Annotated in this window: 23 protein-coding genes; 15 read left to right on the plus strand and 8 right to left on the minus strand. The window is 73.9% G+C overall.

Translation table 11 applies throughout. The annotated features are described in order from the left end of the window. Nucleotides 1-55 precede the first annotated feature (55 nt). On the minus strand, nucleotides 56-1,357 hold the full coding sequence (locus AC07VC_RS15920; protein ID WP_317230077.1) for an ABC transporter substrate-binding protein: 1,302 nt from the start codon (nucleotides 1,355-1,357) through the stop codon (nucleotides 56-58). Further along, entirely contained in the window at nucleotides 1,354-3,408 is a 2,055-nt protein-coding gene (locus tag AC07VC_RS15925) for a DUF2264 domain-containing protein (protein ID WP_494674930.1), read from the minus strand. The genes AC07VC_RS15920 and AC07VC_RS15925 overlap by 4 nt, the downstream gene beginning before the upstream one ends. Before the next feature lie 123 nt (nucleotides 3,409-3,531). On the opposite strand from AC07VC_RS15925, the gene AC07VC_RS15930 reads away from it, so the two are divergent. The 4 genes from AC07VC_RS15930 to AC07VC_RS15945 all read left to right on the plus strand — a co-directional run bounded on the left by AC07VC_RS15930 (nucleotide 3,532) and on the right by AC07VC_RS15945 (nucleotide 7,882). Then, the gene (locus tag AC07VC_RS15930) at nucleotides 3,532-5,490 is read left to right on the plus strand and encodes a heparinase II/III domain-containing protein (RefSeq protein WP_494674929.1); all 1,959 of its coding nucleotides are present in this window, start codon (nucleotides 3,532-3,534) and stop codon (nucleotides 5,488-5,490) included. Continuing rightward, entirely contained in the window at nucleotides 5,487-6,650 is a 1,164-nt protein-coding gene (locus AC07VC_RS15935) for a LacI family DNA-binding transcriptional regulator (RefSeq protein WP_494674928.1), read from the plus strand. Before AC07VC_RS15930 ends, AC07VC_RS15935 begins: the two co-directional genes overlap by 4 nt. Nucleotides 6,651-6,756: 106 nt before the next feature. Further along, complete coding sequence (locus AC07VC_RS15940; RefSeq protein WP_494674927.1) at nucleotides 6,757-7,329, plus strand: hypothetical protein; 573 nt, start codon at nucleotides 6,757-6,759, stop codon at nucleotides 7,327-7,329. A 109-nt stretch (nucleotides 7,330-7,438) separates the two neighbouring features. Continuing rightward, nucleotides 7,439-7,882: a DUF805 domain-containing protein gene (locus AC07VC_RS15945; RefSeq protein WP_494674926.1), complete on the plus strand. Its 444-nt coding sequence runs from the start codon at nucleotides 7,439-7,441 to the stop codon at nucleotides 7,880-7,882. Nucleotides 7,883-7,931: 49 nt separating this feature from the next. On the opposite strand, the gene AC07VC_RS15950 is transcribed toward AC07VC_RS15945, so the two are convergent. The 3 genes from AC07VC_RS15950 to AC07VC_RS15960 all read right to left on the minus strand — a co-directional run bounded on the left by AC07VC_RS15950 (nucleotide 7,932) and on the right by AC07VC_RS15960 (nucleotide 10,542). Further along, the gene (locus tag AC07VC_RS15950; RefSeq protein ID WP_494674925.1) at nucleotides 7,932-8,960 is read right to left on the minus strand and encodes an Asp23/Gls24 family envelope stress response protein; all 1,029 of its coding nucleotides are present in this window, start codon (nucleotides 8,958-8,960) and stop codon (nucleotides 7,932-7,934) included. A 188-nt stretch (nucleotides 8,961-9,148) separates the two neighbouring features. Further along, nucleotides 9,149-9,967 carry an aquaporin Z gene (aqpZ, locus tag AC07VC_RS15955; protein ID WP_494674924.1) on the minus strand — a complete coding sequence of 273 codons (819 nt, stop codon included), beginning with the start codon at nucleotides 9,965-9,967 and terminating at the stop codon, nucleotides 9,149-9,151. Nucleotides 9,968-10,092: 125 nt separating this feature from the next. Next, nucleotides 10,093-10,542, minus strand: a complete 450-nt coding sequence (locus tag AC07VC_RS15960; RefSeq protein ID WP_494674923.1) for an Asp23/Gls24 family envelope stress response protein — start codon at nucleotides 10,540-10,542, stop codon at nucleotides 10,093-10,095. Nucleotides 10,543-10,758: 216 nt separating this feature from the next. Between AC07VC_RS15960 and AC07VC_RS15965 the strand changes: the two genes are divergently transcribed. The 5 genes from AC07VC_RS15965 (at nucleotide 10,759) to AC07VC_RS15985 (ending at nucleotide 14,493) form a co-directional block, all read left to right on the plus strand. After that, on the plus strand, nucleotides 10,759-11,382 hold the full coding sequence (locus AC07VC_RS15965) for an RNA polymerase sigma factor (RefSeq protein ID WP_317230899.1): 624 nt from the start codon (nucleotides 10,759-10,761) through the stop codon (nucleotides 11,380-11,382). Then, on the plus strand, nucleotides 11,379-12,023 hold the full coding sequence (locus AC07VC_RS15970) for an Asp23/Gls24 family envelope stress response protein (RefSeq protein WP_494674922.1): 645 nt from the start codon (nucleotides 11,379-11,381) through the stop codon (nucleotides 12,021-12,023). The genes AC07VC_RS15965 and AC07VC_RS15970 overlap by 4 nt, the downstream gene beginning before the upstream one ends. Next, nucleotides 12,020-12,373, plus strand: a complete 354-nt coding sequence (locus AC07VC_RS15975; RefSeq protein ID WP_317230901.1) for a hypothetical protein — start codon at nucleotides 12,020-12,022, stop codon at nucleotides 12,371-12,373. Before AC07VC_RS15970 ends, AC07VC_RS15975 begins: the two co-directional genes overlap by 4 nt. A 61-nt stretch (nucleotides 12,374-12,434) precedes the next feature. Next, entirely contained in the window at nucleotides 12,435-13,709 is a 1,275-nt protein-coding gene (locus AC07VC_RS15980) for an NAD(P)/FAD-dependent oxidoreductase (protein WP_494674921.1), read from the plus strand. Nucleotides 13,710-13,836: 127 nt separating this feature from the next. Continuing rightward, the gene (locus AC07VC_RS15985; RefSeq protein ID WP_317230903.1) at nucleotides 13,837-14,493 is read left to right on the plus strand and encodes an NUDIX domain-containing protein; all 657 of its coding nucleotides are present in this window, start codon (nucleotides 13,837-13,839) and stop codon (nucleotides 14,491-14,493) included. Here AC07VC_RS15985 and AC07VC_RS15990 read toward each other — a convergent pair. Continuing rightward, nucleotides 14,490-15,818, minus strand: coding sequence for a DUF2254 domain-containing protein (locus AC07VC_RS15990; protein WP_494674920.1), 1,329 nt, complete (start codon nucleotides 15,816-15,818; stop codon nucleotides 14,490-14,492). The two genes, AC07VC_RS15985 and AC07VC_RS15990, sit on opposite strands and share 4 nt — an antisense overlap. On the opposite strand from AC07VC_RS15990, the gene AC07VC_RS15995 reads away from it, so the two are divergent. From AC07VC_RS15995 to AC07VC_RS16005, 3 genes are all read left to right on the plus strand, one after another. After that, entirely contained in the window at nucleotides 15,817-16,980 is a 1,164-nt protein-coding gene (locus tag AC07VC_RS15995) for a threonine aldolase family protein (protein WP_494674919.1), read from the plus strand. The genes AC07VC_RS15990 and AC07VC_RS15995 overlap by 2 nt on opposite strands. Before the next feature lie 126 nt (nucleotides 16,981-17,106). Then, complete coding sequence (locus AC07VC_RS16000; RefSeq protein WP_494674918.1) at nucleotides 17,107-17,733, plus strand: DUF1349 domain-containing protein; 627 nt, start codon at nucleotides 17,107-17,109, stop codon at nucleotides 17,731-17,733. A gap of 244 nt (nucleotides 17,734-17,977) precedes the next feature. Further along, the gene (locus AC07VC_RS16005; RefSeq protein WP_494674917.1) at nucleotides 17,978-18,211 is read left to right on the plus strand and encodes a hypothetical protein; all 234 of its coding nucleotides are present in this window, start codon (nucleotides 17,978-17,980) and stop codon (nucleotides 18,209-18,211) included. Nucleotides 18,212-18,329: 118 nt separating this feature from the next. On the opposite strand, the gene AC07VC_RS16010 is transcribed toward AC07VC_RS16005, so the two are convergent. Further along, nucleotides 18,330-18,764: a VOC family protein gene (locus AC07VC_RS16010; protein ID WP_317229312.1), complete on the minus strand. Its 435-nt coding sequence runs from the start codon at nucleotides 18,762-18,764 to the stop codon at nucleotides 18,330-18,332. A gap of 166 nt (nucleotides 18,765-18,930) precedes the next feature. Here AC07VC_RS16010 and AC07VC_RS16015 point away from each other — a divergent pair, with 166 nt between their 5' ends. After that, nucleotides 18,931-19,332 carry a DUF3021 domain-containing protein gene (locus AC07VC_RS16015; protein WP_494674916.1) on the plus strand — a complete coding sequence of 134 codons (402 nt, stop codon included), beginning with the start codon at nucleotides 18,931-18,933 and terminating at the stop codon, nucleotides 19,330-19,332. 136 nt (nucleotides 19,333-19,468) lie between these two features. Here AC07VC_RS16015 and AC07VC_RS16020 read toward each other — a convergent pair whose 3' ends face one another. After that, a complete protein-coding gene (locus AC07VC_RS16020; protein WP_494674915.1) occupies nucleotides 19,469-19,903 on the minus strand; it encodes a MerR family transcriptional regulator in 435 nt (144 codons plus the stop codon). An 88-nt stretch (nucleotides 19,904-19,991) separates the two neighbouring features. Here AC07VC_RS16020 and AC07VC_RS16025 point away from each other — a divergent pair, with 88 nt between their 5' ends. Both AC07VC_RS16025 and AC07VC_RS16030 read left to right on the plus strand, forming a co-directional pair. Continuing rightward, the gene (locus AC07VC_RS16025) at nucleotides 19,992-20,975 is read left to right on the plus strand and encodes an aldo/keto reductase (protein WP_494674914.1); all 984 of its coding nucleotides are present in this window, start codon (nucleotides 19,992-19,994) and stop codon (nucleotides 20,973-20,975) included. A gap of 121 nt (nucleotides 20,976-21,096) precedes the next feature. Further along, entirely contained in the window at nucleotides 21,097-21,327 is a 231-nt protein-coding gene (locus AC07VC_RS16030; RefSeq protein WP_494674913.1) for a hypothetical protein, read from the plus strand. Nucleotides 21,328-22,082: the final 755 nt, after the last annotated feature.

Consider the following 22,082-nt stretch of genomic DNA (forward strand, 5'->3'; position numbering starts at 1 on the left):
GGGGGCAGGGGGGGCAGGCGCAGGGACAGGCCCGGGGGCCGGCCACCGCGCGGGATCAGTTGGTGCCGACCTCGTTCTCCACGCGGCCCTCGGCCGTGGAGATCGCGTCGTCGATGCTCGTGGAGCCGGACATGACGGCCGTGTGCAGGTCGAGCAGGATGTTCTGCACGGCGGCGGTCTCGGCGGAGGTGGGGTTCTCCGCCTTGGTGTCGTGCTCCGACCAGGCGGTCTTCGACAGGTCGTCGCCGGGCGCGCCCTCGACGCCGAAGTAGGCGTCCGTCACGGCGCTGCTCGTGAGGGCGGGCGTCACGCCGATGCCGGCCATGACCTGCGCGCCCTCCTCGCTGGCGGCGAAGGCGAGGAAGCCCTTCGCGGCCTCCTGCTTGGAGGAGTCGATGGCGGCGTTGACGCCGAAGCCGGTCGGGTCGCCGAACGTCACCGGGGTGTCGCCGGATCCGGTCGTGGAGGAGTCGTCCTGCGGGATGGGCGCGATGCCCCACTCGAAGTCGTCCGAGTCGCCCGAGGCCTGCTGCGCGATGAGCGAGGCGACGAACCAGGTGCCCATGGGCATCATCGCGGCGTTCTGCTTGCCGAACTCCGCCTGGTAGGTCAGCTTGTTCGCGACGACCGTGTTGTAGTCGACCTGCGCGCCCTCGTCCTGGAGCTCCAGGGCCCGCTCGTAGTAGGGCTCGAGGTAGGAGTAGTCGCCCGACAGCACGTCCGCCTTCGGGGCCTGCGCGTTCGCGAAGCCCTGCACGGTGGACTGCCAGCTGTGCTCGTAGGTGCCCGCGGCGGAGCTGCCGGCCGCGGTGAGGCCGTCCTTGAGGGCCTTCGCCTGCTCGGCGTAGTCGTCCCAGGTCCACGAGCCGTCGGGGTAGCCGACGCCCGCCTGGTCGAAGAGCGCCTTGTTGTAGAAGAGGACCCACGCGTCCTGGCGGTACGGGACCGCCCACTGCGTGCCGTCGACCTCGTAGGCGTCCTTCCCGCCGATGCCGTCCGGCAGCTCGACGTCGGAGACGTCGAGGAGCTGGCCGCCCGCCTGGTAGGTCACCACGTTCTTCACGTTCTTCTGCGTGATGAGGTCGGGCCCGCTGCCGGCAGCGAGGTCGGCGGTCATCAGGGTGTCGTAGTTGGTCGCGTCGTACTCCTTGACCTCGACCGTGACGTCGGGGTCCTTCTCGTGGTACGCGTCGGCGAGGGCCTGGAACTCGGGCGTGGTGCTGAGGCTCCAGCCGGAGAGGGTGAGGGTGACGGGCCCGTCGGCGGGCGTCGCCTCCTCGCTGCCGGATCCCGAGCAGGCCGAGAGGGACAGTGCGGCGACGAGGACGATCCCCGCTGCGGTGGATCTCTTCTTCATGCGTGGTGCTCCTTTGCATCTGCGCCCCGGTGCTCACCGGGGTTCCGCGGGTACCGGGCCGGCCGTGCGGCGCGTCCGGAGTCTGTGAGGCGGTGGCCGGTGACGAGGCCGTCGGGCCAGGTCACGGTCACGCGCAGGTCGTCGCCCTCGCGGGCGGTGACGACGGCGCAGGATCGCGCGGGCTCCGCCGCGGTCGCGACGTCGTCCGGCGCGTCACCCGCCATGTCGCCGGTGAGCGTCGCGTACGCGACGACGGGCTCGCCGACGACGACGGGGAGGGTCAGCACGGGGACGCCGACCCGGGGGCCGAGGGGCGACGACCCGTCCCGGGCGACCACCTCGGCGTGGGCCGCGCCGCCCGCGAGGATCTCGAGGCCGCTCGTCCGGCCGAGCGCGGAGGCCGACGCGGCGCCGGCCCCCACGCGGGTGCGCACGTCGTCGCCCGCGACCGGCCATCCGCCGATGCGGAGGCGCACGGCGTCCGGGAGGACGCCGTCGGCCAGGGACTCGACGACCGCGACGCGGACCTCCCCCGCCCCGCGGACGAGCGAGTGGACGACGAGCCGGCCGGCCGCGCGGGCCGCGCCCGCGAGTCCCTCGCCGTGGCGGTGGTCGGTGGGCGCCGCCGCGATCCAGTGGGCGTCCCAGCGGGATCCCGCCACGCCCACCCGGCCGTCGGCCTCGATCCCGGCACCCGCGGCGTCCATGCCCGTGCGCGAGGTGGCCGCGCCGTCGGCGTCGACGAGGGCGACGCCCTGCTCGAGCGGCTCCGCCCAGCCGCGCGCGTCGAGGAGCGGGGAGGTGGCCGTCGAGTAGCCGATGCGCGCGTAGAGCGGCGAGTCGACGGCGACCGCGCCGGCCTCGGCCTTGTCGGTGCCGTGGTTCACGACGCGGACGATGCCGTCGTCGCGCGTGCCCGACACGATCCAGCCGGGAGCCGCGATCGCCCGGAGCTGGTCGCCGCGCTCGACGGGCAGCGGCTCCGACGGCGCCGCCCACACGGGGTGGTCGGCCGGGAGGGCGATGCCGAGGAGGCCCTTGACCGCCCAGTACGGCGAGCCGGGTCCCGAGTACGACTGCGCGAGCGCGCCCCACGGGTGGTGCCAGCCGGTCGAGAGCAGGCCGTCGTCGCCGGGGGCGCCGTGGTCGGCGAAGTGGGCGACCACGGCGTTCGCGGCGTGCCGCAGGAGGCCGGGTGCGTGCGACGGCACCTCGGCGATGACGCCGGCCCAGAACGGCGCGGCCGCCGCGAAGCGGTAGATGAGGCTGCGGCCCTGGAGCAGCGGCGAGCCGTCGGCGCCCACGAGCGCCAGCGCGTCCGCGAGGTAGCGGTCGAGGCGGGCGACGTCGGCGGCCGTGCGTCCTCCCGCGAGGTCCCCGGCGCCCTGCATGCGCGACCAGAGGACGGGGAACAGGTGCAGCGCCCAGCCCACGTAGTGGTCGTAGGCGCGCCCGGGCCCGTCGGCGAGCCAGCCGTCCTCGCGGACGAGGGAGTCGTGGAGGGCGAGGTCCGCCGCGACGTCGTCGGCGGACCACCTGCCGCCCACCGAGCGGAGGAACGTCTCGACGACGATGCGGAACCAGACCCAGTTCGTCCGCGGGTAGGTGTCGTCGCCGACGGCCGGCTCGAGGTAGGCGATGAGGCGGGCACGGGTGAGGTCGTCGAGTCGGTCCCAGATCCAGGGGCGCGTCATGTCGAGGACGAGGGCGAGGGACGCGGCCTCGACCTTGGCCTGCGCGTGCTCCTCCATCCGCACCCACCGGTCGGGGGCATCCGGGTCGACGCCGGTGGCGATGCCGCGCGAGTACGCGTCGATGAGGTGGTCGACGCCGACGCCCCGGGCGCCGGCGATGCGGAACCCCGCGAGGAGGAAGGTGCGGGCGAAGCCCTCGAGCCCGTCGACCGCGCGGCCGTAGCCGCCCTCCGCGCCGGGCAGGAGGATCCGGCCGCCGCCGGCGCTGGCATGCGCGAGGGCCTGCTCGAGGAGGCCGTCGGCGAACCCGACCCAGCGGTCTCGGCTCCAGTCGGCGTGCGCGGTCACCTCGGGCACCTCGTTCTCCTTCGAATCGACTGCCCGACGCGACTACGCGATCGAACAATTCAGGACTGTACACAGCCAAAACGATCCGAGCAAGCCATTCTTGTTGCTCCATGATCGGTTACGATCGCTTTCATGGTGACGATGGCGGATCAGGCGCAGGACGGGATCGACGGCTTCCGGGGTCCGCTCGCTGAGGCCCTCTCCCCCTCCGGCCCCCTCTCGGCGCGCGGGCTCCTCGCCCCCGCCGACCGCGCGCTCCCCGTGCCCCCGGCCGCCGACCGCGTCGCCTGGTCGCGCGTCGACGGCCCGACGCTCGCCGCCGTCACGCGTCGCGCCGCGGCCGATCGCGGGACGCCGTGGCCGCAGCCGCTCGCGAGCCAGGCCGCCCGGGTGCACGGCGACGGCGACCGCGACACGTGGGAGCAGGCCGCGTACGCGCGTCAGCGGCGACTGAGCCGCGCCGTGCTCCTCGCCGCGGCCACGCTCGACGACGCCTGGCTCGACGAGGTCGTCGACGGCGTCTGGATGCTCTGCGAGCAGAGCTCGTGGTGCTGGCCCGCGCACGAGGACGACCGGAGCCGGGCCGGGTCCGTGCTCGCCGACGCCCGCGACCCCTTCGTCGACCTGGGCGCCGGCGAGGTCGTCGCGCAGCTCGCCTGGATCGACCACGTGCTCGGCGGACCGCTCGACGACCGCTACCCCGGCGTGCGCGCCCGCATCCGACGCGAGGCGCGCCACCGCGTGCTGGATCCCTTCGCACGCCGCGACGACTGGCACTGGATCGGGCTCGACGGCGACGTGCACAACTGGAACCCCTGGATCGCCGGCAACGTGCTGGTCGCGGCGCTCCGCCTCCTCGACGACGCGGGCGGGGAGGACCACCGGGCCGACGTCGTGACGCGCGCCGTCGCGTGCCTCGACCGCTACGTGCGGGCGCTCCCCGATGACGGCGCGGTGGACGAGGGCTACGCGTACTGGTGGAACGGCGCCTGCCGCGCGCTGGAGGCGCTCGGCGTGCTCGCGCACGCCACGGACGGCGCCTGGGACGCCGCCTCCGTCGCCGCGCTGCGCGCCACCGTGGCGTTCCCGCACCGCTCCCACCTGGGCGGCGACTGGTACGTCGACCACGCCGACAGCAGCGCGCGGCAGGACGCGGAGCAGCCGTGGCACGCCGTGCACCGGGCGGCGCGGCGCGTGGGCGACGCCGCGGCGGCCGCGCACGCCGCCGCGCACCGCGGTCCCGGGATCCCCGCCGCGACGGAGCGCGAGGGCCTCGGCCGCCTGCTGCGCGGCGCCACCGACGCCGCCTGGATCGCCGCCGAGCGGACGGACCCGCCGCTCCCCCGCCAGGTCTGGCTCCCGTCCGTGCAGGTCATGCTCGCCCGCGTCGCCGAGGGCAGCGCCGCCGGCCTCGCCGTCGTCGTCAAGGGCGGCCACAACGGGGAGCACCACAACCACGACGACGTCGGGTCGTTCATGGTCGCCTGCGACGGGATCCCCCTCGTCGTCGACGCGGGGCGCCCCACCTACACGGCGGCGACGTTCGGCCCCGGCCGCTCGCGCATCTGGACCATGCAGAGCGACTGGCACAACGTCCCGTCGGTGCGCGGCACGCCGCAGGCCACCGGCCGCCGCGCCGCCGCGGTGGACGCGTCGGTCGCGCTGGGGGACGCGTCGAGCGCCTTCGAGGCCGAGCTCGCGGCCGCCTACCCGGGCGCGGGCCTCGTCTCCTGGCGCCGCCGGGTCGCCCTCGATCGCTCCCCCCAGCGGGTCGTCGTGGAGGACCGCTGGGACCTCGACCCGTGGGAGGGCTCGGGCGAGGAGCCGCCGACGACGGTCCGCCTGCTGCTCGCCGGCGAGGTCGACGCCCGCGCCGGCGAGGCGCTCGTCCGGCACCCGGGCTCGGTGCGGGGCATCCGCATCGGGTGGGACCCGCGGTGCGCGCACGCGCTGGCGGAACAGCCGCTCAGCGACCCCATGCTGACGTCCGTCTGGGGAGATCGGCTGCTGCGGCTCGACATCGACGCGGCGGGGGTGCGGTCGCTGCGTGTGACGGTAGACATGGACACATCGATCGGAGACCGCACATGAGCGATCAGAACGCACCCCGTCCGCTGGCCGCGGAGCGGCGCGCGCACATCCTGTCCGCGCTGGGCGCGGAGGGCGCGGTCCGGATCTCCCAGCTGCGGGACTCCCTCGGGGCCGCCATGGTCACCCTGCGCCGCGACCTGGCCGACATGGAGCGGGAGGGCCTGCTCACCCGCGTCCACGGGGGCGCCGTCGCGGTCCCGACCCCGGGTGCGCCCCGGGCCGCGCCGCACGGGGCGGGCGAGACGCTCGGCTCCATCGCGGTCCTCGTCCCCTCCCTGGCCTACTACTGGCCGGGGGTCCTCCGGGCGATGGAGGCCACGGGCCGCGACCTCGGCTACGAGGTGATCCTGCGCGGCGCCTCCTACGAGCTGCAGGACGAGCGTCCCGTCCTCGAGCGCCTGCTGCGGGACGAGCGCGTGAAGGGCCTCATCGTCGCGCCCAACACGGACACGGAGCACGGACCCGCGGTGATCCGGTGGCTCGCCGACTGCGGTGTGCCGTCGGTGCTCGTCGAGCGGGACGCGGTCCTCGAGCCCGAGGGCGTGCCCGTCGAGTCCGTCACCACCGACCACGCCCTGGGCGCCGTCCTGGCCGCCCGGCACCTCGCGCGGCTCGGCCACCGGAAGGTGGGCCTCATCCTGTCCCGGTCGTCCCCGACGTCCCGCAAGATCACCGCCGGATGGCTGCGCGCCTGCGAGGAGCTCGGCCTCACCCCCGCGGACCACTTCGAGCAGCAGCTCCCCGACCGCGCGAGCCCGGACTTCTCGGCGGTGGTCAACGCGACGCTCGAGACGGCGCTGGAGAACGGCGTCACCGCGATCCTCGTGCACTCGGATCCCGAGGCGATGGCCTTCGTCGACCTGGCGCTCGACCGCGGCATCTCGGTGCCCGGGGACCTGTCCGTCGTCGCCTACGACGACGAGGTCGCGCGGCTCTTCACCCCCGCCCTCACCGCGGTGAGCCCGCCGCGGGCGGGCGTCGGCGAGGCCGCCGTGCAGCTGCTCGTGCAGCGGATCGAGAACCCCGGGCGGCCGTCGCACCGCGTGCAGCTCGACCCGCAGCTGATCGTGCGCGACTCCTCGGCCGCGCCCGCCCCCCGCCGTCGCGAGCCCGTGCCGGTCGGCGCCGCGGACCGGGGGCCCGGCGGCATCGGAGCCTGAGCCGCCGGGAGGCCGCGTACCGCGCCGCCGCCTGGGGACGCCGCGAGCAGCACCATCCCCCTATCGAGAATGCTCCTCAGTCGACCACCGACCGAGAAGGATCCCCATGCCCCACCTCCCCTCCCCCGTCCGCATCCCCCGCATCCCGTCCCGCCGGCCGACCGCCGGCAGCCCGCGACGGCGCCTCGCCCTCGTCGCCGCGGCGGCGCTCACGGCCGTCACCTGCGTCACGGCCGCGGCCGGACCGGCAGCGGCCGTCCCGCGTCACGCCGCGCCCGTCGCCGTCTCCGCTCCGGCTGCGCCGACGGACACCCCGTCGTCCGGAGCCCAACCGGGCCCGGACGAGGCCGCCCTCTCGTTGGGTGCCGCCGTGCGCGCCGGCGCCGACCGGCCCGCGGCCGCCGTCGCGACCCGCGACGGCATCATGGGCTGGAACAGCCACGGACCGTGGCTCGACATCTCCTACGCGATGCAGAAGGTGGTCATCGCCGTGGGCTCGGCGACCGCCACCATGCAGATCTGCCGCATGGGCGGCGAGTACGGCGCCGCCCTGTGCGCCCTCGGCGCGATCTTCTTCACCGGGGTGTTCGAGCTGCTGAAGGCCCACCGCATCTGCCCCGCGGGCCAGAGCTTCCGGCTGTACTACTTCTCGCACCACCCGTCGTACTGCCACCGCTGACCTCGTCGAGCCCGACCGACGCCCGCGTCCGCCCTCGGCGGGCGCGGGCGTCGTCGCGCGGCCCGACGCGTCCGCCCGCTCGGCGAGGCGGCATCGGTACGGTGGGAGGATGACCGACGCGACGCCGCCCGCATCCCGTCCGCCCCTCGAGCTGCCGCACTACGGCGCCCCGTGGTCCGAGGCGATGCGGCGGTTCTTCCTCAAGTACGCGACGTTCCGCGGGCGCGCGAGCCGCAGCGAGTTCTGGTGGTGGATCCTCACGGGCTTCGTGGTCACGACCGCCCTGGACACGCTGAGCACCCTGAACACGGGCGGGCGCGACCCGATGGACATCGGAAGCCGCTTCGACATCGTCGACCCGTGGAGCGCCGTGAACTCGGTCCTGCAGCTGGCCCTGTTCATCCCGTCGCTCGCCGTCTCGTGGCGACGGCTGCACGACATCGACCGCAGCGGGGCGTGGTCGTTCTTCTTCCTCGTGCCGCTCGCCGGGCCCATCGTCTACGTCATCATGACCGCGTCCGGTCCCCGGCCGGCCGGCGCGCGCTTCGACTGACGCGCGGGCGTCGGACGGCTCGGCCGCCCGACGCCCGCGCTGCCGGCAGCTAGGAGCGGTCGGCGGACGAGGAGCCCTCGTCGGCCCGGTGCGCCTCGCCGTCCCGGTGGGCCTCGCCGTCGCGGTGGGCCTCGTCGCCGTCGACCTCCACGCGGTCGCCCTGCACCTCGACGGTGGCGGGGCCGTCGACCTCGATGCGGGTGGATCCGTCGCCGTGGCCGTCGACGATGACGGTGACCTCGGGGGCGGGGCGCTCGCCGTCGTGGCCGTAGGTGTCGAAGTCGGCGGCCTCCGCGGCGGCGCGCTCGTCGAGGTCAGCGCGCTCGTCGGCGGCGGCGTCGCGGTCCTCGGCGGCGTCGCGGGTCGCCTGCGCGTCGGCCCGCTCGGAGTCGGCGAGCACGGCGCCGGCGGCCTTCGCGCGGTCGGCCACCTCGGAGCCGATCCCCTTCGCGGTGTCGGCCGCGCGGGATCCGGCGTCCTGCGCCCGGTCCGCGGCGTCGGCGGACGCCTCCCGGATGCGATCGGACGCCTCGGCGCCCGCCTCGCGCGCCCGGTCGGCCGCGTCGGATCCCGCCGCCCTGGCCTTCTCGAGCGCGTCGGATCCGGCCTCCCTCGCGCGGTCGACCGCGTCGGATCCGGCGTCCCTGGCCTTCTCCAGCGCGGCGCCCGCGGGCGACTGCTCGTCGTCGAACGGGCCGTGCACGTCCGTGACGCGGATGTTCACGCGCACGGCGCCGGGCGCGATCTGCCGGGCCGCGTGCGCGACCTGCTCGCGCGCCTCGTCGACCACGTCCTGCACGGGGTGCGGGTACTCGACCACGAGGTCGAGGTCGATCACGGTGCCGCCGTCCTCCTCGGAGACCGTGACGCCGGGGCCGGTGCTGGTGCCGCGGATCGCCCGCGACGCGGCGTCGAGCGCCCGCGCGGCGGTGCCGCCCAGGTGATGCACCCCGGTGACGCCCGCGGCGGTCTCGGCGGCGGCGACGCCGATGCGGTGCGCGGCGGTCTCCCCCTCCGGGTGCGCGGCGTCGATGCCGGACAGGTCGATGGGACGGATGGCGGGTGCGGCGTCGTTCACGGCGGTGCTCCTTCGGTGGTGCGGTGCGGATGCGGTGCGGGTGGTACCGGGTGCGGGATGCAGGCGGGTGCGGGTGGGTGGGTGGGACGGGGTGCGGGATGCCGGCGGGTGCGGATGCGGCTGCGGATGCGGGGATCGCGGTCGGCGGCGCCGGCCGGGCTGCGACGGCGCGCGCCACCCGGTCCGGGTCAGGCGGGGACGGCCGCGGCGCGGGTCAGCGCGCGGTGGGCGAGCCCGGCGATCAGCGCGCCGACCACCGGCGCGAGGAGGAACGCCCACAGCTGCCCGAGGGCGGTCGGCCCGCCGTACACGGCGGCGGCGACGGAGCGGGCCGGGTTCACGGACGTGTTGCTCACCGGGATGCTGATGAGGTGGATCAGGGTGAGGGTGAGCCCGATGACGATGGGCGCGACGGACGCGTACGCCTTCTGCCCGGTGACCGCGAGGATCACGGTGACGAAGACCGCGGTGAGGACGGCCTCCACGAGGAGCACGGCGCCGAGGCCGAAGCCGCCGGGCGACGCCTCCCCGTAGCCGTTGGACGCGAAGCCGGAGTCCTGCGCGGCACGGAGGTAGCCGGCCGGGCCGTCGGCCGCGATGAGCGCGAGCACGCTGGAGGCGAGCACGCCGCCGACGAGCTGGGCGATCACGTAGCCCGGCACCTCGCGCCAGCCGATGCGGCCGGCGGTCGCGAGGCCCACCGTCACGGCGGGGTTGAAGTGGCCGCCGGAGATGCCGCCGACCGCGGCCACGCCGGCCATGACGGTCAGGCCGAAGGCGAGCGCGACGCCGAGGAACCCCACGCCCGTCGCGTTGCCGTCGTCGGGGAAGGCGGAGGCGTAGAGCGCGGTGCCCACGCCGCCGAGGACGAGGAGGAACGTGCCGAACGCCTCGGCGCCCCAGCGGGCGGCGGCGGACGGCCGGTCGGGGGCGGATGCCGCCTTCTGCCCGCGTCCCTGGGCGGGGGTGTCGCGGGGGGCCTTCGTGGCGGAGGGGGACTTGCTCATCGGGTCTCGGTCCTCTGGTGCTTCGGGTGCGGTGCGGGTGGTGCGGATCGGTGCGGATCGGGGATCCGGATCCCCCGCGCGCGGCGACGGGACCGGGGCGTCCCCGATCCCGTCCGCGGGCGGTGCTACTGGACGCGGCTCGTGCTGGACTCGTCCTCGTCCTTGTCGTCCGACGGGATGTGCACGTCGGAGACGGTGACGTTGACCTCGGTCACGTCCATGCCGACGACCTGCGAGATGGCGTCGGTGACGGACTCGCGGATCCGGTCGGCGAGGTCCTGCAGCGCGACGGGGTACTCGGCGACGACGATGATGTCGGCCGCGACCTGCTTCTCGCCGACCTCGACGGAGATGCCCTGGCCGCGGTCCTGCTGGCCGATGACGTTGCGGATCGCGCCGACGGCACGTGCGGCGCCGTTGCCCAGGTCGTGGACGCCGGGGACCTGGCGGGCCGCGATGCCGGCGACCTTCTCCACCACGCCGTCGGCGATCGTGTTCCTGCCCGCTGCGGAGCCGGCGGGGGTGTGCTTGGCGGCGGCGCGGCTGGAGGCGGTGGCGGGGGTGACGTCGGTCATGTGGTGCTCCTGATGGTGGATGGGGCGCGTCCCCGAGGGGATCGCGGTGCCGGCTGGATGACCGGCACGTCAAGGAGACGGGCGGCGCCCCCGGCTCGTCCCGGACGTCCAGCGTTCCTCCAGGCGGGAGCGGCCGCCCTTCGCTCCGCGGCCACCGGGCGGTGCGCGGCGTGCGCTTTCCGGCCAGGGCGCAGATCGGCCCCGCGGCCGTCGGGCATGCTCGTCCCGGGGCACGGCCGGGAACGCGGCCGCGGACGACGACACCGGCTGGAGGCGATCATCGGCACCGACGAGGACCCGCTCCTCCACGCCGCCGACGCCACCCTCGCGTCGCGCGCGGCCGACGGCGACGTGCAGGCGTTCGCGCAGCTCGCCCGCCGGCACGGACCGCTCCTGCGCGTGTACGCGGCGCGCATCCTCGGCTCCGACGTGGAGTCCGACGACGTCGTGCAGGAGGCCTTCCTCACCGGGTGGCGCCGCCTCGGCGAGCTCGAGAGCCCCGCGGGCATCCGCTCGTGGCTGATCCGCATCGTCACGCACAAGGCCATCGACCGGATCCGCGTGCGCCGCCACCACGACGACATCGACGACTGGGACCCGCCGGCACCCGCCGCGCGCGACCCCGAGCGCATCGTCGAGACCCGGCTGCAGCTCGACGCGGTGTGGGACGCTGTCGGGAGGCTGCCGGACGACCAGCGGAGGTGCTGGCTCCTCCGCGAGACGGCGGGCCTCAGCTACCAGGAGATCGCGGACGAGCTCGACCTCCCCCTCTCCACCGTCCGCGGCCTGCTGGCCCGGGCCCGGCGGTTCCTGCTCCGCGAACTGGAGGCATGGCGATGACGGACGACGCGCGCATGCGCCCCGAGCCGCCCGACGACCTGATCGACGGGCGCACCATCGACGAGCTCGCGGACTACCTCGACCGCGGCCGCACGCCCCCCGACCCCGGCATCGAGGGGTCGGCCGCCTGCCGCCTCGCCCTCGCCAACCTGTCCCGCCTCTCCGAGCTCTCCGCCTCCGGCCTCCGCCGCGAGGCCGCCCGCGACCCCGACCGGGACGCCGCATGGATCTCGGGCCTCCTCGACGCCATCGGCGCCGAGGTGCGCTCCGGCCGAGACATCCCCATCAGCCACCCGGACGCGGCGCTCCGCCTCACCCTCACGGAGGCGGCCGTGCGCGGCATCGTGCGCCGCGCGGGCGACAGCATGGGCGGCGTCATCATGGGCCGTTGCGTGCTCGACGGCGACGTCGGCACGCCCGGGGCGGTCATCCGCGTCGAGGTGACCTGCGCCATGGAGTACCCGATGCCGGTCGCCGGCACCGCAGACCGGCTGCGCGAGCGAATCCGCGCGGCGCTCGCCCGCCACACGGAGCTCGCCGTGGGCGAGGTCGACGTGACCGTGGACGACATCCGCATGCCCGGCGACCCCGACGCCGCGGCCGACGCCGACGCCGACCCGACCGAGGAGCCCCGCCGATGACCGACGACGCCGACCTGTCCCGCCGCCTGACCGCGGCCGTGCGCGCCGTCGACGGCGTGACGGGCGTCTACGCCGCGCAGCCGGTCCTCGAGGCCGCCGCCGTCGCGATCGTCGAGCGGCTGCGCCTGGAGGCCCCCGGCATGCTGGTCGACGTCGACCGCGCCGACGGCTCCGTGCGGGTCGCCGTGCACGTCGCGACGGCGGCCGACCGCCCGGCCGCCGACGTGATCCGCGCGGTCGGCGAGCGCGTCCGCGACCTGGTCGCGGCGGAGCCCGACGGGGACGGCACGGTGCTCGTCCACGTCACGGGCCGGCTCGTCGAGGACGCCGTCGCCTCCGGTCCCTCCTGACCGGCGGAGCCGGACGCCCGGTCCCGGCCGCGATGTCGGACCCCCGCCCTAGGGTGAGCCCATGACCGATGCCTCCGGCACGACCCCGCACCACGACGTCCTCGTCATCGGCGGGGGGAACGCGGGGCTCTCGGTCGCCGGGCGCCTGCGCCGCCTCGGCGTCGCCGACGTGGCGGTCGTCGAGCCGCGCGGCACCCACTACTACCAGCCGATGTTCTCCCACGTCGCGGGTGGCACGGCGCGGGCCTCGCAGGCCACGCGGCCGCAGGGCTCCGTCACGCCGCGGGGCGTCACGTGGATCCAGGACCGCGTCGCCGACGTCGACCCGCACGCGAAGCACGTGACCCTGGCGTCGGGCCGCCGCGTCTCCTACGGACAGCTCGTCGTCTGCCCCGGCATCCAGAAGGACTGGCACCGGGTGCCCGGCCTCGTCGCGGCCATGGCGTCGCCCGTCGGCATCTCCAACTACGAGCACGCGTACGCGGCGAAGGCCTCCGCGGTGCTCCGCGACGTGCGCTCCGGCACGGTCGTCTTCACGCAGCCGGCCGGCCCCGGCACCTGCTCGGGCGCGTCGCAGAAGCCCATGTACCTGGCGTGCGACCACTGGCGCGCCCTCGGCGTGCTGGACGACATCCGCGTGGTGCTCGTCGTGCCGACGCCCACCATGTTCGGCATGCCCCTCATCGACGCGGAGCTCGAGCGCAAGGTCGCCGAGTACGGCATCGAGGTGCGCTACGGCCGGGAGCTGGTGGAGGTCGATCCGGTCGCCCGCACCGTGGTCATCGCGGGGGACGACCGCGCCCGCGCGCTCATGGGGGCCGACCGGCCGGCCCGCGCCGACGACGCCGAGGCGGAGGTGCACCGCGAGACCCTCACGTACGACGTGCTGCACGCCGTGCCGCCGCAGTCCGCGCCCGACTGGCTGGCGGGCACCGGCCTCGCGGCTCCCGGCGATCCCGGCGGCTTCGTCGAGGTCGATCCGCTGACCCTCCGGCACCCGCGCTTCCCGGACGTGTGGGCCCTCGGCGACGCGGCGGCCACCACCAACTCGAAGTCCGGCGGCGCCCTCCGCAAGCAGACCACGGCGGTCGCGAAGAACCTCATCGCGGCGCGCGAGGGCAAGCCGCTGCCGCAGACCTACGACGGCTACTCCGTCTGCCCGTTCGTGGTCTCCCGCTCCACCGTCGTGTTCGCGGAGTTCGACGACCGGTACCGGCCGAAGCCCACGATCCCGGGCTGGAAGGGCCTCGCGAAGGAGCGCCGCATCACCTTCCTCGCCGACCGGTACGTGCTCCCCTGGGTGTACTGGAACCTGATCCTGCAGGGCCGCGCCTGATCCGCCGGGCCGCGCCTGATCTGCCGGGTCGCGTCGGCCGCCGGGTCGTCCGCCGCCCGGCCGCCCTGCCGGTGGATGCGACCTGCGGCGGACGCGGCGCACCCGCTCCCTCCCCGACGATGGGAGCATGACGCGCCCCGGTGAGACCGTGCCCGACTCGCGGGGCCGCACCGGCCTCCACCTCCGCGGGACCGACCTCGACCGCAACCCCGACGTGGTCGTCCGGCGCGTCGAGGTGACCTCCGACGGCTGGCACGTGCTCCGCCGCACCACCCTCGACCTGCGGCTCCGCGACGGGACGTGGCAGGCCCAGCAGCGCGAGACGTACGACCGGGGCGACGGCGCGACCGTCCTGCTCTACTCCGCCGACACGCACCGCCTCCTCCTCACCCGCCAGTTCCGCTTCCCCGCCTACGTGAACGGCCATCCCGACGGGATGCTCCTCGAGGCGGCGGCGGGCCTCCTCGACGAGGACTCCCCCGAGGACGCGATCCGGCGCGAGGCCCGCGAGGAGCTCGGCGTGGAGATCGTCGCGCTCACGCACCTCTTCGACCTGTTCATGAGCCCCGGGTCGGTCACGGAGCGCGTCCACCACTACCTCGCGTCCTACGCGCCCGCCGACGTCGTCGGGGCAGGCGGCGGGGTCGCGGAGGAGGGCGAGGACATCGAGCGCGTCGAGGTGACGCTCGAGGAGGCGCTGGCGATGATCGCGGACGGCCGCATCGCCGACGGCAAGACGGTGATCCTCGTGCAGCACGTGGCGCTGCACGGCTTCCCGGCCTAGCCGCGCGCGGGAGCCAGCCGCGCCTCGAGCGCGGCGAGCCGCTCCCGCAGCGGATCCGCGTCCACCGGCTCCGGATCCGTCCGCTCGTACGACGCCGCGAGCGCCCGCACCTCGTGGTGCAGCGTGCGGCGCACCTCGTCGTCCGCGACCGCGGCCAGCCGCTCGGCGAGGCGCAGCATCGCGCGCATCACGAGCACCTGCCCGACCCCGTAGGCGCGCACCGCGAGGAACGCCTCCGACACGAGCGCGGACGGCCGCGGCCAGCGGATCTCGACGCGCGGCACGCCGTCGTCGCTGCGGAGCACGTCCACCTCGGGCGTCGGGCGGAGGCACAGGGTGCGCAGCGCGCCGGAGAGGGCGTCGAGCGCGCCGACCGCCGTGTACGGGTCGTTCGTGCCGGAGGCCAGGCCGCGCACGCCGATCTCCACCATCTGCTGCACCGCGTAGCCGATGTCCTGGTGCGGCGTGCGGGCGGGCTGCAGGTCGACGGCGAGGCGGACGGCGGCGTCGGCCGCGTCATCGCCGCCCGCACCGCCGCCGCCCACGACCTCGAGCAGCGGGTCCCCGTCCACCACGTGCGTCCCCGGCAGCGCGACGACCCGGTACCGCGCGTCCCCGCGAGCGGCGGCCGCGACGAGCGCCGCGAGGTCGACGCCCGCGACGTAGCCGGTGCCCGTGGCGCGCACGACGCGCACCGCGCCCGTCGGCCCCGCGCCCGTGGGCACCGCGTCCGTCGCCGCACGCACCGCCGCCTCCTCCCGCTCCGGCCGCGTCACGTCGATCACGCGCTCCAGGTCCTGGAGCACACGCGTCTGCAACGTCGTGACCTGCACGGACACGGCGATGTGGTGGATGAAGTACACGAGCACGGCGACGTCCGCGACCGCGAGGAGCACCGCGGCGCTCACCGCGAGCACCGGCACGAAGCCGACCACGCCGTCGTCCTCCGTGTGGATGGAGCGCAGGACGATGAGCGCGTACAGGAACGTCGAGGTGAGCACCGCGAGCACGACCTGGTTGCCGCGGTCGGCCATGAAGTTCCGCACCAGCCGCGGCCCGTACGCAGACGAGGTGGTGGCGAGCACGGAGATCGTGATGGAGAACGAGGTCGCGGCGACGCCGAGCATGGTGCCGCCGATGGCGGAGAGGATCGCGCGCCCGCCGGTCGCCGACAGATCCTCGACGAGCGGGATGTCGTCGATCCCGGCGGCGACGAGCAGCCGGTCGACCTCCACCAGCCCGAGGGCGAGGACCACCGCCGCGACGCCGAGCAGCGCGGGCAGGAGCCAGAAGGACTCGCGGGCGTGGAGCAGCCGGGATCGCATGGTCGCAGGCTACGGGGAGGGCGCGTCGACCATCCGGCGGGTAGGCGAGGATGGACAGGTGACCGACGCGACCACCTCCTCCGCCTCCGCCTCCCCCCTCCACCTCCACGACACGGCCGCCCGCGGGTTCGCCTCCGACAACTACTCCGGGATCCACCCCGAGGCGCTCGAGGCCATCGCCGCGGCGAACGGCGGGCACCAGGTCGCGTACGGCGGCGACGCGTACACGGCACGGCTGCAGGAGGCCGTGGGCGAGCACTTCGGGCGCGGCGCCGAGGCGTTCCCCGTCTTCAACGGCACGGGCGCCAACGTCACGGGCCTCCTCTCGATGCTGCCGCGCTGGGGCGCGGTGGTCTGCGCGACCACCGCGCACATCAACACCGACGAGGGCGGCGCGCCCGAGCGCGTCGCGGGCATCAAGCTGCTGCAGGTGCCCACCGAGGACGGCAAGCTCACGCCCGAGCTCATCGACCGCGAGGCGTGGGGCTGGGGCGACGAGCACCGGGCGCAGCCGCTCGCCGTGAGCATCACGCAGACCACCGAGCTCGGCACCGTCTACACGCCGGCCGAGGTGCGGGCCATCGCCGACCACGCCCACGAGCGCGGCATGCGCCTGCACATGGACGGCGCCCGCCTGTCGAACGCCGCGGCCACGCTGGATGCCCCCTTCCGCGCCTTCACGTCCGACGCGGGCGTCGACGTGGTGAGCTTCGGCGGCACCAAGAACGGCCTCCTCTACGGCGAGGCGATCGTGGTGCTCGACCCCGAGGCGTCCGAGGGCCTCGTCTACCTCCGCAAGCTCAACATGCAGCTCGCGTCCAAGATGCGGTTCGTGAGCGCGCAGCTGCTGGCGCTCCTCGGATCCGAGGTCGACGGCGTGCCGCTCTACCTCCGCTCCGCCCGCCACGCGAACGGCATGGCCGCGCGCCTTCGGGCGGCTCTCGACGGCGTGGACGGCGTGGAGTTCACGCAGGAGACGCAGGCGAACGGGCTGTTCGCGATCCTCCCCGAGGGCGTCGCCGACCGCCTCCGCGGCGAGTTCCGCTTCTACGACTGGGACCCGGCCCGCCGCGAGGTGCGCTGGATGTGCTCCTTCGACACCACCGAGGACGACATCGACCGGTTCGCGGCGGCGATCCGCCGGGAGGTCGGCGCGGCGTAGCTGCCAAGCTGGCACCGCGCACCGCGCACCGCGCACGGCAGACACGCGGCCCGTGACGGGCAGCCCGACCCCGGAGCGGACGGCGCGGCAGCGTCCCTCGCTCCTCGACCTGGACGGACGAAGCACATGACCCTCGAGATCCCCGGCATCAGCACGCCCTTCCGCCCGTTCCCCGAGGGCCGATGGGAGGTCGATCCCACCACGGGCCGCATCACCGTCACGAGCATCCCGGGCACGGACATCTTCACCGACCCGGGCGGCGACGACGCCGGCCAGGTCACGTCGTCGACGCTGCACGACGCCGCGACGCTGCTGACCGACGCCCCCGCGGGCGACTTCCAGCTCAGCGCGCACGTCCGCGTGCGCTTCGCGGGCACGTTCGACGCCGGCGTGCTGTTCCTGCGTCACGACCGCGAGACGTGGGCGAAGCTCTGCTTCGAGTTCTCACCGCAACGGCAGGGCATGATCGTCAGCGTCGTCAACGACCGCGTCTCCGACGACGCCAACGCCTTCACCATCGACGGCGACCACGTGCACCTGCGCGTGTCCCGGAAGGGGAGGGTCTTCGCCTTCCACGCGTCCCTGGACGGCGACCGATGGTCGCTGATCCGCGCGTTCTCGCTCCCGGGCGGCGACCGGCCGCTCGAGGTCGGGTTCGAGGCGCAGTCCCCCCAGAGCGACGGCTGCGACGTCACCTTCGACGACGCACGCCTCGTGGAGCGCACGATCACCGACTTCCGCGACGAGTCCTGAGACCGGCCACGGCACCCGGCACCGCGCGCGGCCGGGAGGCGCCGAGGAACTCGACCGCGCCGCAGCTCCCCTCCGACTCCGTGGGAGCTGCGCTCACGCGGCCCGACGACCGCACCCTGCCATCCGACCCGGCGACGGAACTGCTGCCGGATGCCACGGCGACGGGATCCGGAGAGGATGGCGGCTCCGTGCGAGGTGCGGCGACCCCCTGGGTTCGCCCCAGGCGCACCGGGAGGCGGAACCGATGAAGTGGCTGCTCACGACCGACCATCGGCAGTCGGCACGGCATGCCATCGTCTTCTTCTCCGTCCTGCTGGTCGCCGGCGTCGTGGGCATCCTCCTTCCCGGCTCCGACGCACCCGCCCGGCGAGGTCTCGGGCTGCCCATCTGGGGAATGGCTGCATTCCTGGTCGTCCTCGCATCGTTCGCGCTGGTGCTCGCCGTCCTGCAGCGCCGCCGAGAGAAGCGCGGCGAGTAGACCGCAGGGCATCCCCCAGCCAGGAGTCAGCGGCGCCACACCCCATGTCCCCGGGTGTCCGGCTGGGGATCGGCGACCGGCCGCCTAGCAGGCGACCTCGTCGGTGGCCGCGAACTGATCACGAGGCATTCGGCTGTGCCGATCCGTCGTCGGCGACGAACATGCAGAACGGGTGCCCCGCCGGATCGGCGAGGACGTAGAGCGCGCCGTCCGGATCGGCGCTCTGATCATCGAGGACCGTGGCGCCCAGCGCGACTGCTCGGTCTCTGTGCCGTTCGAGCTGATCGGCATCCGTGACGGTGAAGTCGAGGTGCAGCTGCTGGCGTACCGGTCCGTGCGGCCAGGTCACTCGCGGCAACTCGTCCACCCGTTGCACCGTGATGTCCACCCCTTCCGCGGTGCGGATCGCGACCCAGTCAGCGTTGTCGTCCGAGCCGTCGGCGGCGGGCTCGTCTCCTGCGCGGTACTCGCCACCCAGAAGGGCGAGGTAGAACGCGGCGAGCTCTCGCGCGTCCTCGGCGTCGAGCACGATCTGTCGCATGTGCAGGACCATGTCCGCAGGGTATTCCGATCGTCGACCATGAGAACGTCCAGGCACCTTCGGCTGCTCCGCCTAGATCCGCTGCCGGGCACCAGCCGGTCAGCCGACGGCTCGTCCTCCGGGCAGGCTGTAGTAGCGGACCCCGATGTGCTCGACTGGGTGCGGACGAGGGGGGAACATGCGACGACCACATGAGCGGCTCGCCCTGCGCGCCGTCCTCCTCGGAGGGATCCCGCTCGTGCTCATGTCCGCGATCGGCGCGTTCCTCCTCCACGACGGCCACGCCGCGGACGGCCGCAGCACCCTCGCGGTCGGCGTGATCATCGCCGCCGTCTCGGCGTCCTCCGTCATCTACCAGGTGGACCGCTGGTCCCTCACGCGGCAGTCGATCACGCACCTCGTCGTGATGCTCGTCACCGTCCTCCCCGCGCTGCTGCTCAGCGGCTGGTTCCCGGTGGACACGGTCGGCGGAGTGCTGCTCGTCGTCGCGGTGTTCGCGCTCGTGGGCCTGGTCCTTTGGTCGTCGCTGTTCCTCATCATGCGCCGCGTCGAGCGCCGCCAGGCCGCGCGCCTGCGGTAGCCCTCGCCGACCGCTCGGGCTCGACACCCGTCCGACGCGTCGTCGCTCGGCGCCGTCCGGGGAGGGATCCCTCACCGGACGTAGCAGAGCAGACGGGCTCGGACTGCGACGACGACGTCCGAACCAGGTGGCCCTGCTATCCCTCGACCAATCTGACCGCCCGGGGAGGCACCGGATCGCGCGCTTCGGCCATCGCGTACCGGTAGGCGTCCATCTTCCGCTCTAGCGCCGCGAGATGGCGATCGACTTCCGCGCGACGTCGGAGGACGGCGGCATGATGCTCCTGGAGCAGCGCGAGTCGGTCGGCATCGGTCGCTCCGGCTCGATAGGCCGCGGCATACGACTTCATCTCCTGGACGTTCATGCCCGTACCCCGGAGCATCACGACGCCGGCGAGCCACGACAGCGCCGACGAGTCATACCGGCGCCAGCCGTCGGCTCCGCGGTCAGGTGCCGGAGCAATGCCCTCTTTCTCGTAGTAGCGGATGGTGTCGACGCTGATGCCGAGTGACCGGGCGGCGGCGCCGATGGTGAGGGGCTCGGCGGCATCGATGCGAGGTCCGGGGATCATGCCTGCAGCCTCCCATTTGACATGGTGCGCACACCAGGGTCAATGCTCTCCACCGAGGGGCTTCCGCCCCGGATCAGGAGGATCCGCTATGAGGACCACCGCGCTGGGCTCGCAGGGCCTGACCACATCCGCACTCGGACTGGGTTGCATGGGGATGAGCGCCTTCTACGGAGGCGCGACCGAGCACGGATCGATCGACACAGTCCGGCGGGCGCTGGATCTCGGCATCACCTTGTTCGACACCGCCGAGGCCTACGGCCCCTTCACCAACGAGCGGCTGCTCGGACGAGCGCTCGGCGCGGACCGAGATCACGTGACGGTGGCGACGAAGTTCGCCATCGAGTTCGACGACGACGGCACCCCGCACGGACCCAACGGCTCCCCCACCTATGCGCGCCGCGCACTAGAGCGCTCCCTCCGCAACCTCGGCACCGACCACGTCGACCTCTGGTACCTGCACCGCGTTGACCCTGGCACCCCGATCGAGGAGACCATCGGCGCGATGGGCGAGGCCGTGCAGGCCGGGCTTGTCCGCAGCATCGGCGTCTCGGAGACCTCAGCCGCGACCCTCCGACGCGCGCACGCGACGTTCCCGATCACGGCAATCCAGTCGGAGTACAGCCTCTTCGAGCGCGACGCCGAGCACAACGGCGTCCTCGACACCGCCCGCGAGCTCGGGATCGGCTTCGTCCCATTCTCCCCGCTCGGCCGCGGCTTCCTCGGCGGGACCGTCACCCGCGCCGACGATCTCCCCGAGGGCGATGCCCGGCGCGCCCTCCCCCGCTTCCAGGACGACGCCATCACCGCGAACGGCCGCATAGTCGACGCGTTGCGCGCCATCGCCGAGCGAAAGGGCATCACCCCGGCGCAGCTCGCCCTCGCGTGGGTCATCGCCGCCGGCACCACCCCCATCCCCGGCACCACCAAGCCGGAGCGTGTCGCCGAGAACGCAGCGGCCTCGGACGTGGAGCTGACCGCGGATGACCTCGCCGAGATCGACGCGGCATCCCCGCATGGTGTCGCCACGGGTACACGTAACACCGAAGCCGGCATGGCACGAGACCGCGGCTGACGGAGCGACACAGGTCTCGATGGGGGATCCCTACCCGGACGCCCCCGGTGGCGATGGCGGTCCGCCAGGATGATCGATGGGCGAGGTGCGACGCCCAACGTGTCACAGCCCAGGAGGATCCGTGCTCAAGTCGTTGACCCAGGAAGCGAAGAAGCACGGCCCGAAGGGCTACATCGCCGGGGGCACGTTCTTCATCGTCGTCGGAGTGATCATCGCGATCCATGCCCTGCTCGACCCGGCCCGGGTCTCCGTGCGAGGTGCGCCGTTCTGGGTCCTGTCCGTGCTGCTGCTCATCGGCGGGCTCCCGCTCCTGATCGCGGGACTCCGAGCAAGACGCGACCTCACGAAGTAGAACCTCAGCGAGACAGGCCATGACGCGCGGCGGCTGGTCCGGTAGGGGATCCCTACCCGGACGACTTGGAGAAACGTCCAGGGTGCGTGCCAGCCTCCGGTCGCCCCACACCATGCGTCGTAGCTCGGGCCGCCATCAACAGCGCAATCGCGGCCTCCCCGCCTGCTGACTGACGGCATGCCAGAACTGAGATTGCTCGTGCATCCAGATGCCGAGGAGCCGTCAAGTGGGGCCGTCCCAGATTCGAGAGGTGCCTTGCGGGATAGCGGTCACGCCGCCTTCGATGAGGACCTGTTGACAGTGCGTGGAGTAGCTCGGAGTCGCGGGCTGCACCGGGAAGAGCTACTGACCCGCGTGAGACCTGAACAGCAGAGTCCTTGCGCGCAAACAGTACGGCCAGAATCCAAAATCATGTCGCTAATCTACTTTGTCACCAAGTGGTCATTCAGTGACCGACCGCAAATCTCCCGAGAGATTATTAGAAAGACGGCCCCCTGATATGAATACCAGCCGTAATCAGATCAGCGACCGTAGCTTTTTGTCTCATCCTAAGCATTGCCAGGTTTTTTGGAGCAACGGCCTAACTGCCTGACGAGAGCCGGATTCATTAGATAGGGGGCGTGCGCGGTGGTGGTCGGCTGCTTGTCGAGCTGGACGCACCCTGCGTACGTTCGGTGGCACCAATCAGTACTCGATGAAGGAGAATGATGAACGCGCACCGTTATCGCATCCCCACCGCAGTCCTCTTGGCCGGA

This window comes from Clavibacter sp. GW821-FHT01D01, from assembly GCF_059422605.1.

What these genes read in the sequence shown, in the direction of transcription:
- AC07VC_RS15920 (WP_317230077.1), bottom strand. Translation starts at nt 1,357, where the DNA reads ATGAAGAAGAGATCCACCGCAGCGGGGATCGTCCTCGTCGCCGCACTG.
- AC07VC_RS15930 (WP_494674929.1), top strand. Translation starts at nt 3,532, where the DNA reads ATGGTGACGATGGCGGATCAGGCGCAGGACGGGATCGACGGCTTCCGG.
- AC07VC_RS15935 (WP_494674928.1), top strand. Translation starts at nt 5,487, where the DNA reads ATGAGCGATCAGAACGCACCCCGTCCGCTGGCCGCGGAGCGGCGCGCG.
- AC07VC_RS15940 (WP_494674927.1), top strand. Translation starts at nt 6,757, where the DNA reads ATGCCCCACCTCCCCTCCCCCGTCCGCATCCCCCGCATCCCGTCCCGC.
- AC07VC_RS15945 (WP_494674926.1), top strand. Translation starts at nt 7,439, where the DNA reads ATGACCGACGCGACGCCGCCCGCATCCCGTCCGCCCCTCGAGCTGCCG.
- aqpZ (WP_494674924.1), bottom strand. Translation starts at nt 9,967, where the DNA reads ATGAGCAAGTCCCCCTCCGCCACGAAGGCCCCCCGCGACACCCCCGCC.
- AC07VC_RS15960 (WP_494674923.1), bottom strand. Translation starts at nt 10,542, where the DNA reads ATGACCGACGTCACCCCCGCCACCGCCTCCAGCCGCGCCGCCGCCAAG.
- AC07VC_RS15965 (WP_317230899.1), top strand. Translation starts at nt 10,759, where the DNA reads ATGCTCGTCCCGGGGCACGGCCGGGAACGCGGCCGCGGACGACGACAC.
- AC07VC_RS15970 (WP_494674922.1), top strand. Translation starts at nt 11,379, where the DNA reads ATGACGGACGACGCGCGCATGCGCCCCGAGCCGCCCGACGACCTGATC.
- AC07VC_RS15975 (WP_317230901.1), top strand. Translation starts at nt 12,020, where the DNA reads ATGACCGACGACGCCGACCTGTCCCGCCGCCTGACCGCGGCCGTGCGC.
- AC07VC_RS15980 (WP_494674921.1), top strand. Translation starts at nt 12,435, where the DNA reads ATGACCGATGCCTCCGGCACGACCCCGCACCACGACGTCCTCGTCATC.
- AC07VC_RS15985 (WP_317230903.1), top strand. Translation starts at nt 13,837, where the DNA reads ATGACGCGCCCCGGTGAGACCGTGCCCGACTCGCGGGGCCGCACCGGC.
- AC07VC_RS15995 (WP_494674919.1), top strand. Translation starts at nt 15,817, where the DNA reads ATGGTCGCAGGCTACGGGGAGGGCGCGTCGACCATCCGGCGGGTAGGC.
- AC07VC_RS15990 (WP_494674920.1), bottom strand. Translation starts at nt 15,818, where the DNA reads ATGCGATCCCGGCTGCTCCACGCCCGCGAGTCCTTCTGGCTCCTGCCC.
- AC07VC_RS16000 (WP_494674918.1), top strand. Translation starts at nt 17,107, where the DNA reads ATGACCCTCGAGATCCCCGGCATCAGCACGCCCTTCCGCCCGTTCCCC.
- AC07VC_RS16005 (WP_494674917.1), top strand. Translation starts at nt 17,978, where the DNA reads ATGAAGTGGCTGCTCACGACCGACCATCGGCAGTCGGCACGGCATGCC.
- AC07VC_RS16010 (WP_317229312.1), bottom strand. Translation starts at nt 18,764, where the DNA reads ATGGTCCTGCACATGCGACAGATCGTGCTCGACGCCGAGGACGCGCGA.
- AC07VC_RS16015 (WP_494674916.1), top strand. Translation starts at nt 18,931, where the DNA reads ATGCGACGACCACATGAGCGGCTCGCCCTGCGCGCCGTCCTCCTCGGA.
- AC07VC_RS16020 (WP_494674915.1), bottom strand. Translation starts at nt 19,903, where the DNA reads ATGATCCCCGGACCTCGCATCGATGCCGCCGAGCCCCTCACCATCGGC.
- AC07VC_RS16025 (WP_494674914.1), top strand. Translation starts at nt 19,992, where the DNA reads ATGAGGACCACCGCGCTGGGCTCGCAGGGCCTGACCACATCCGCACTC.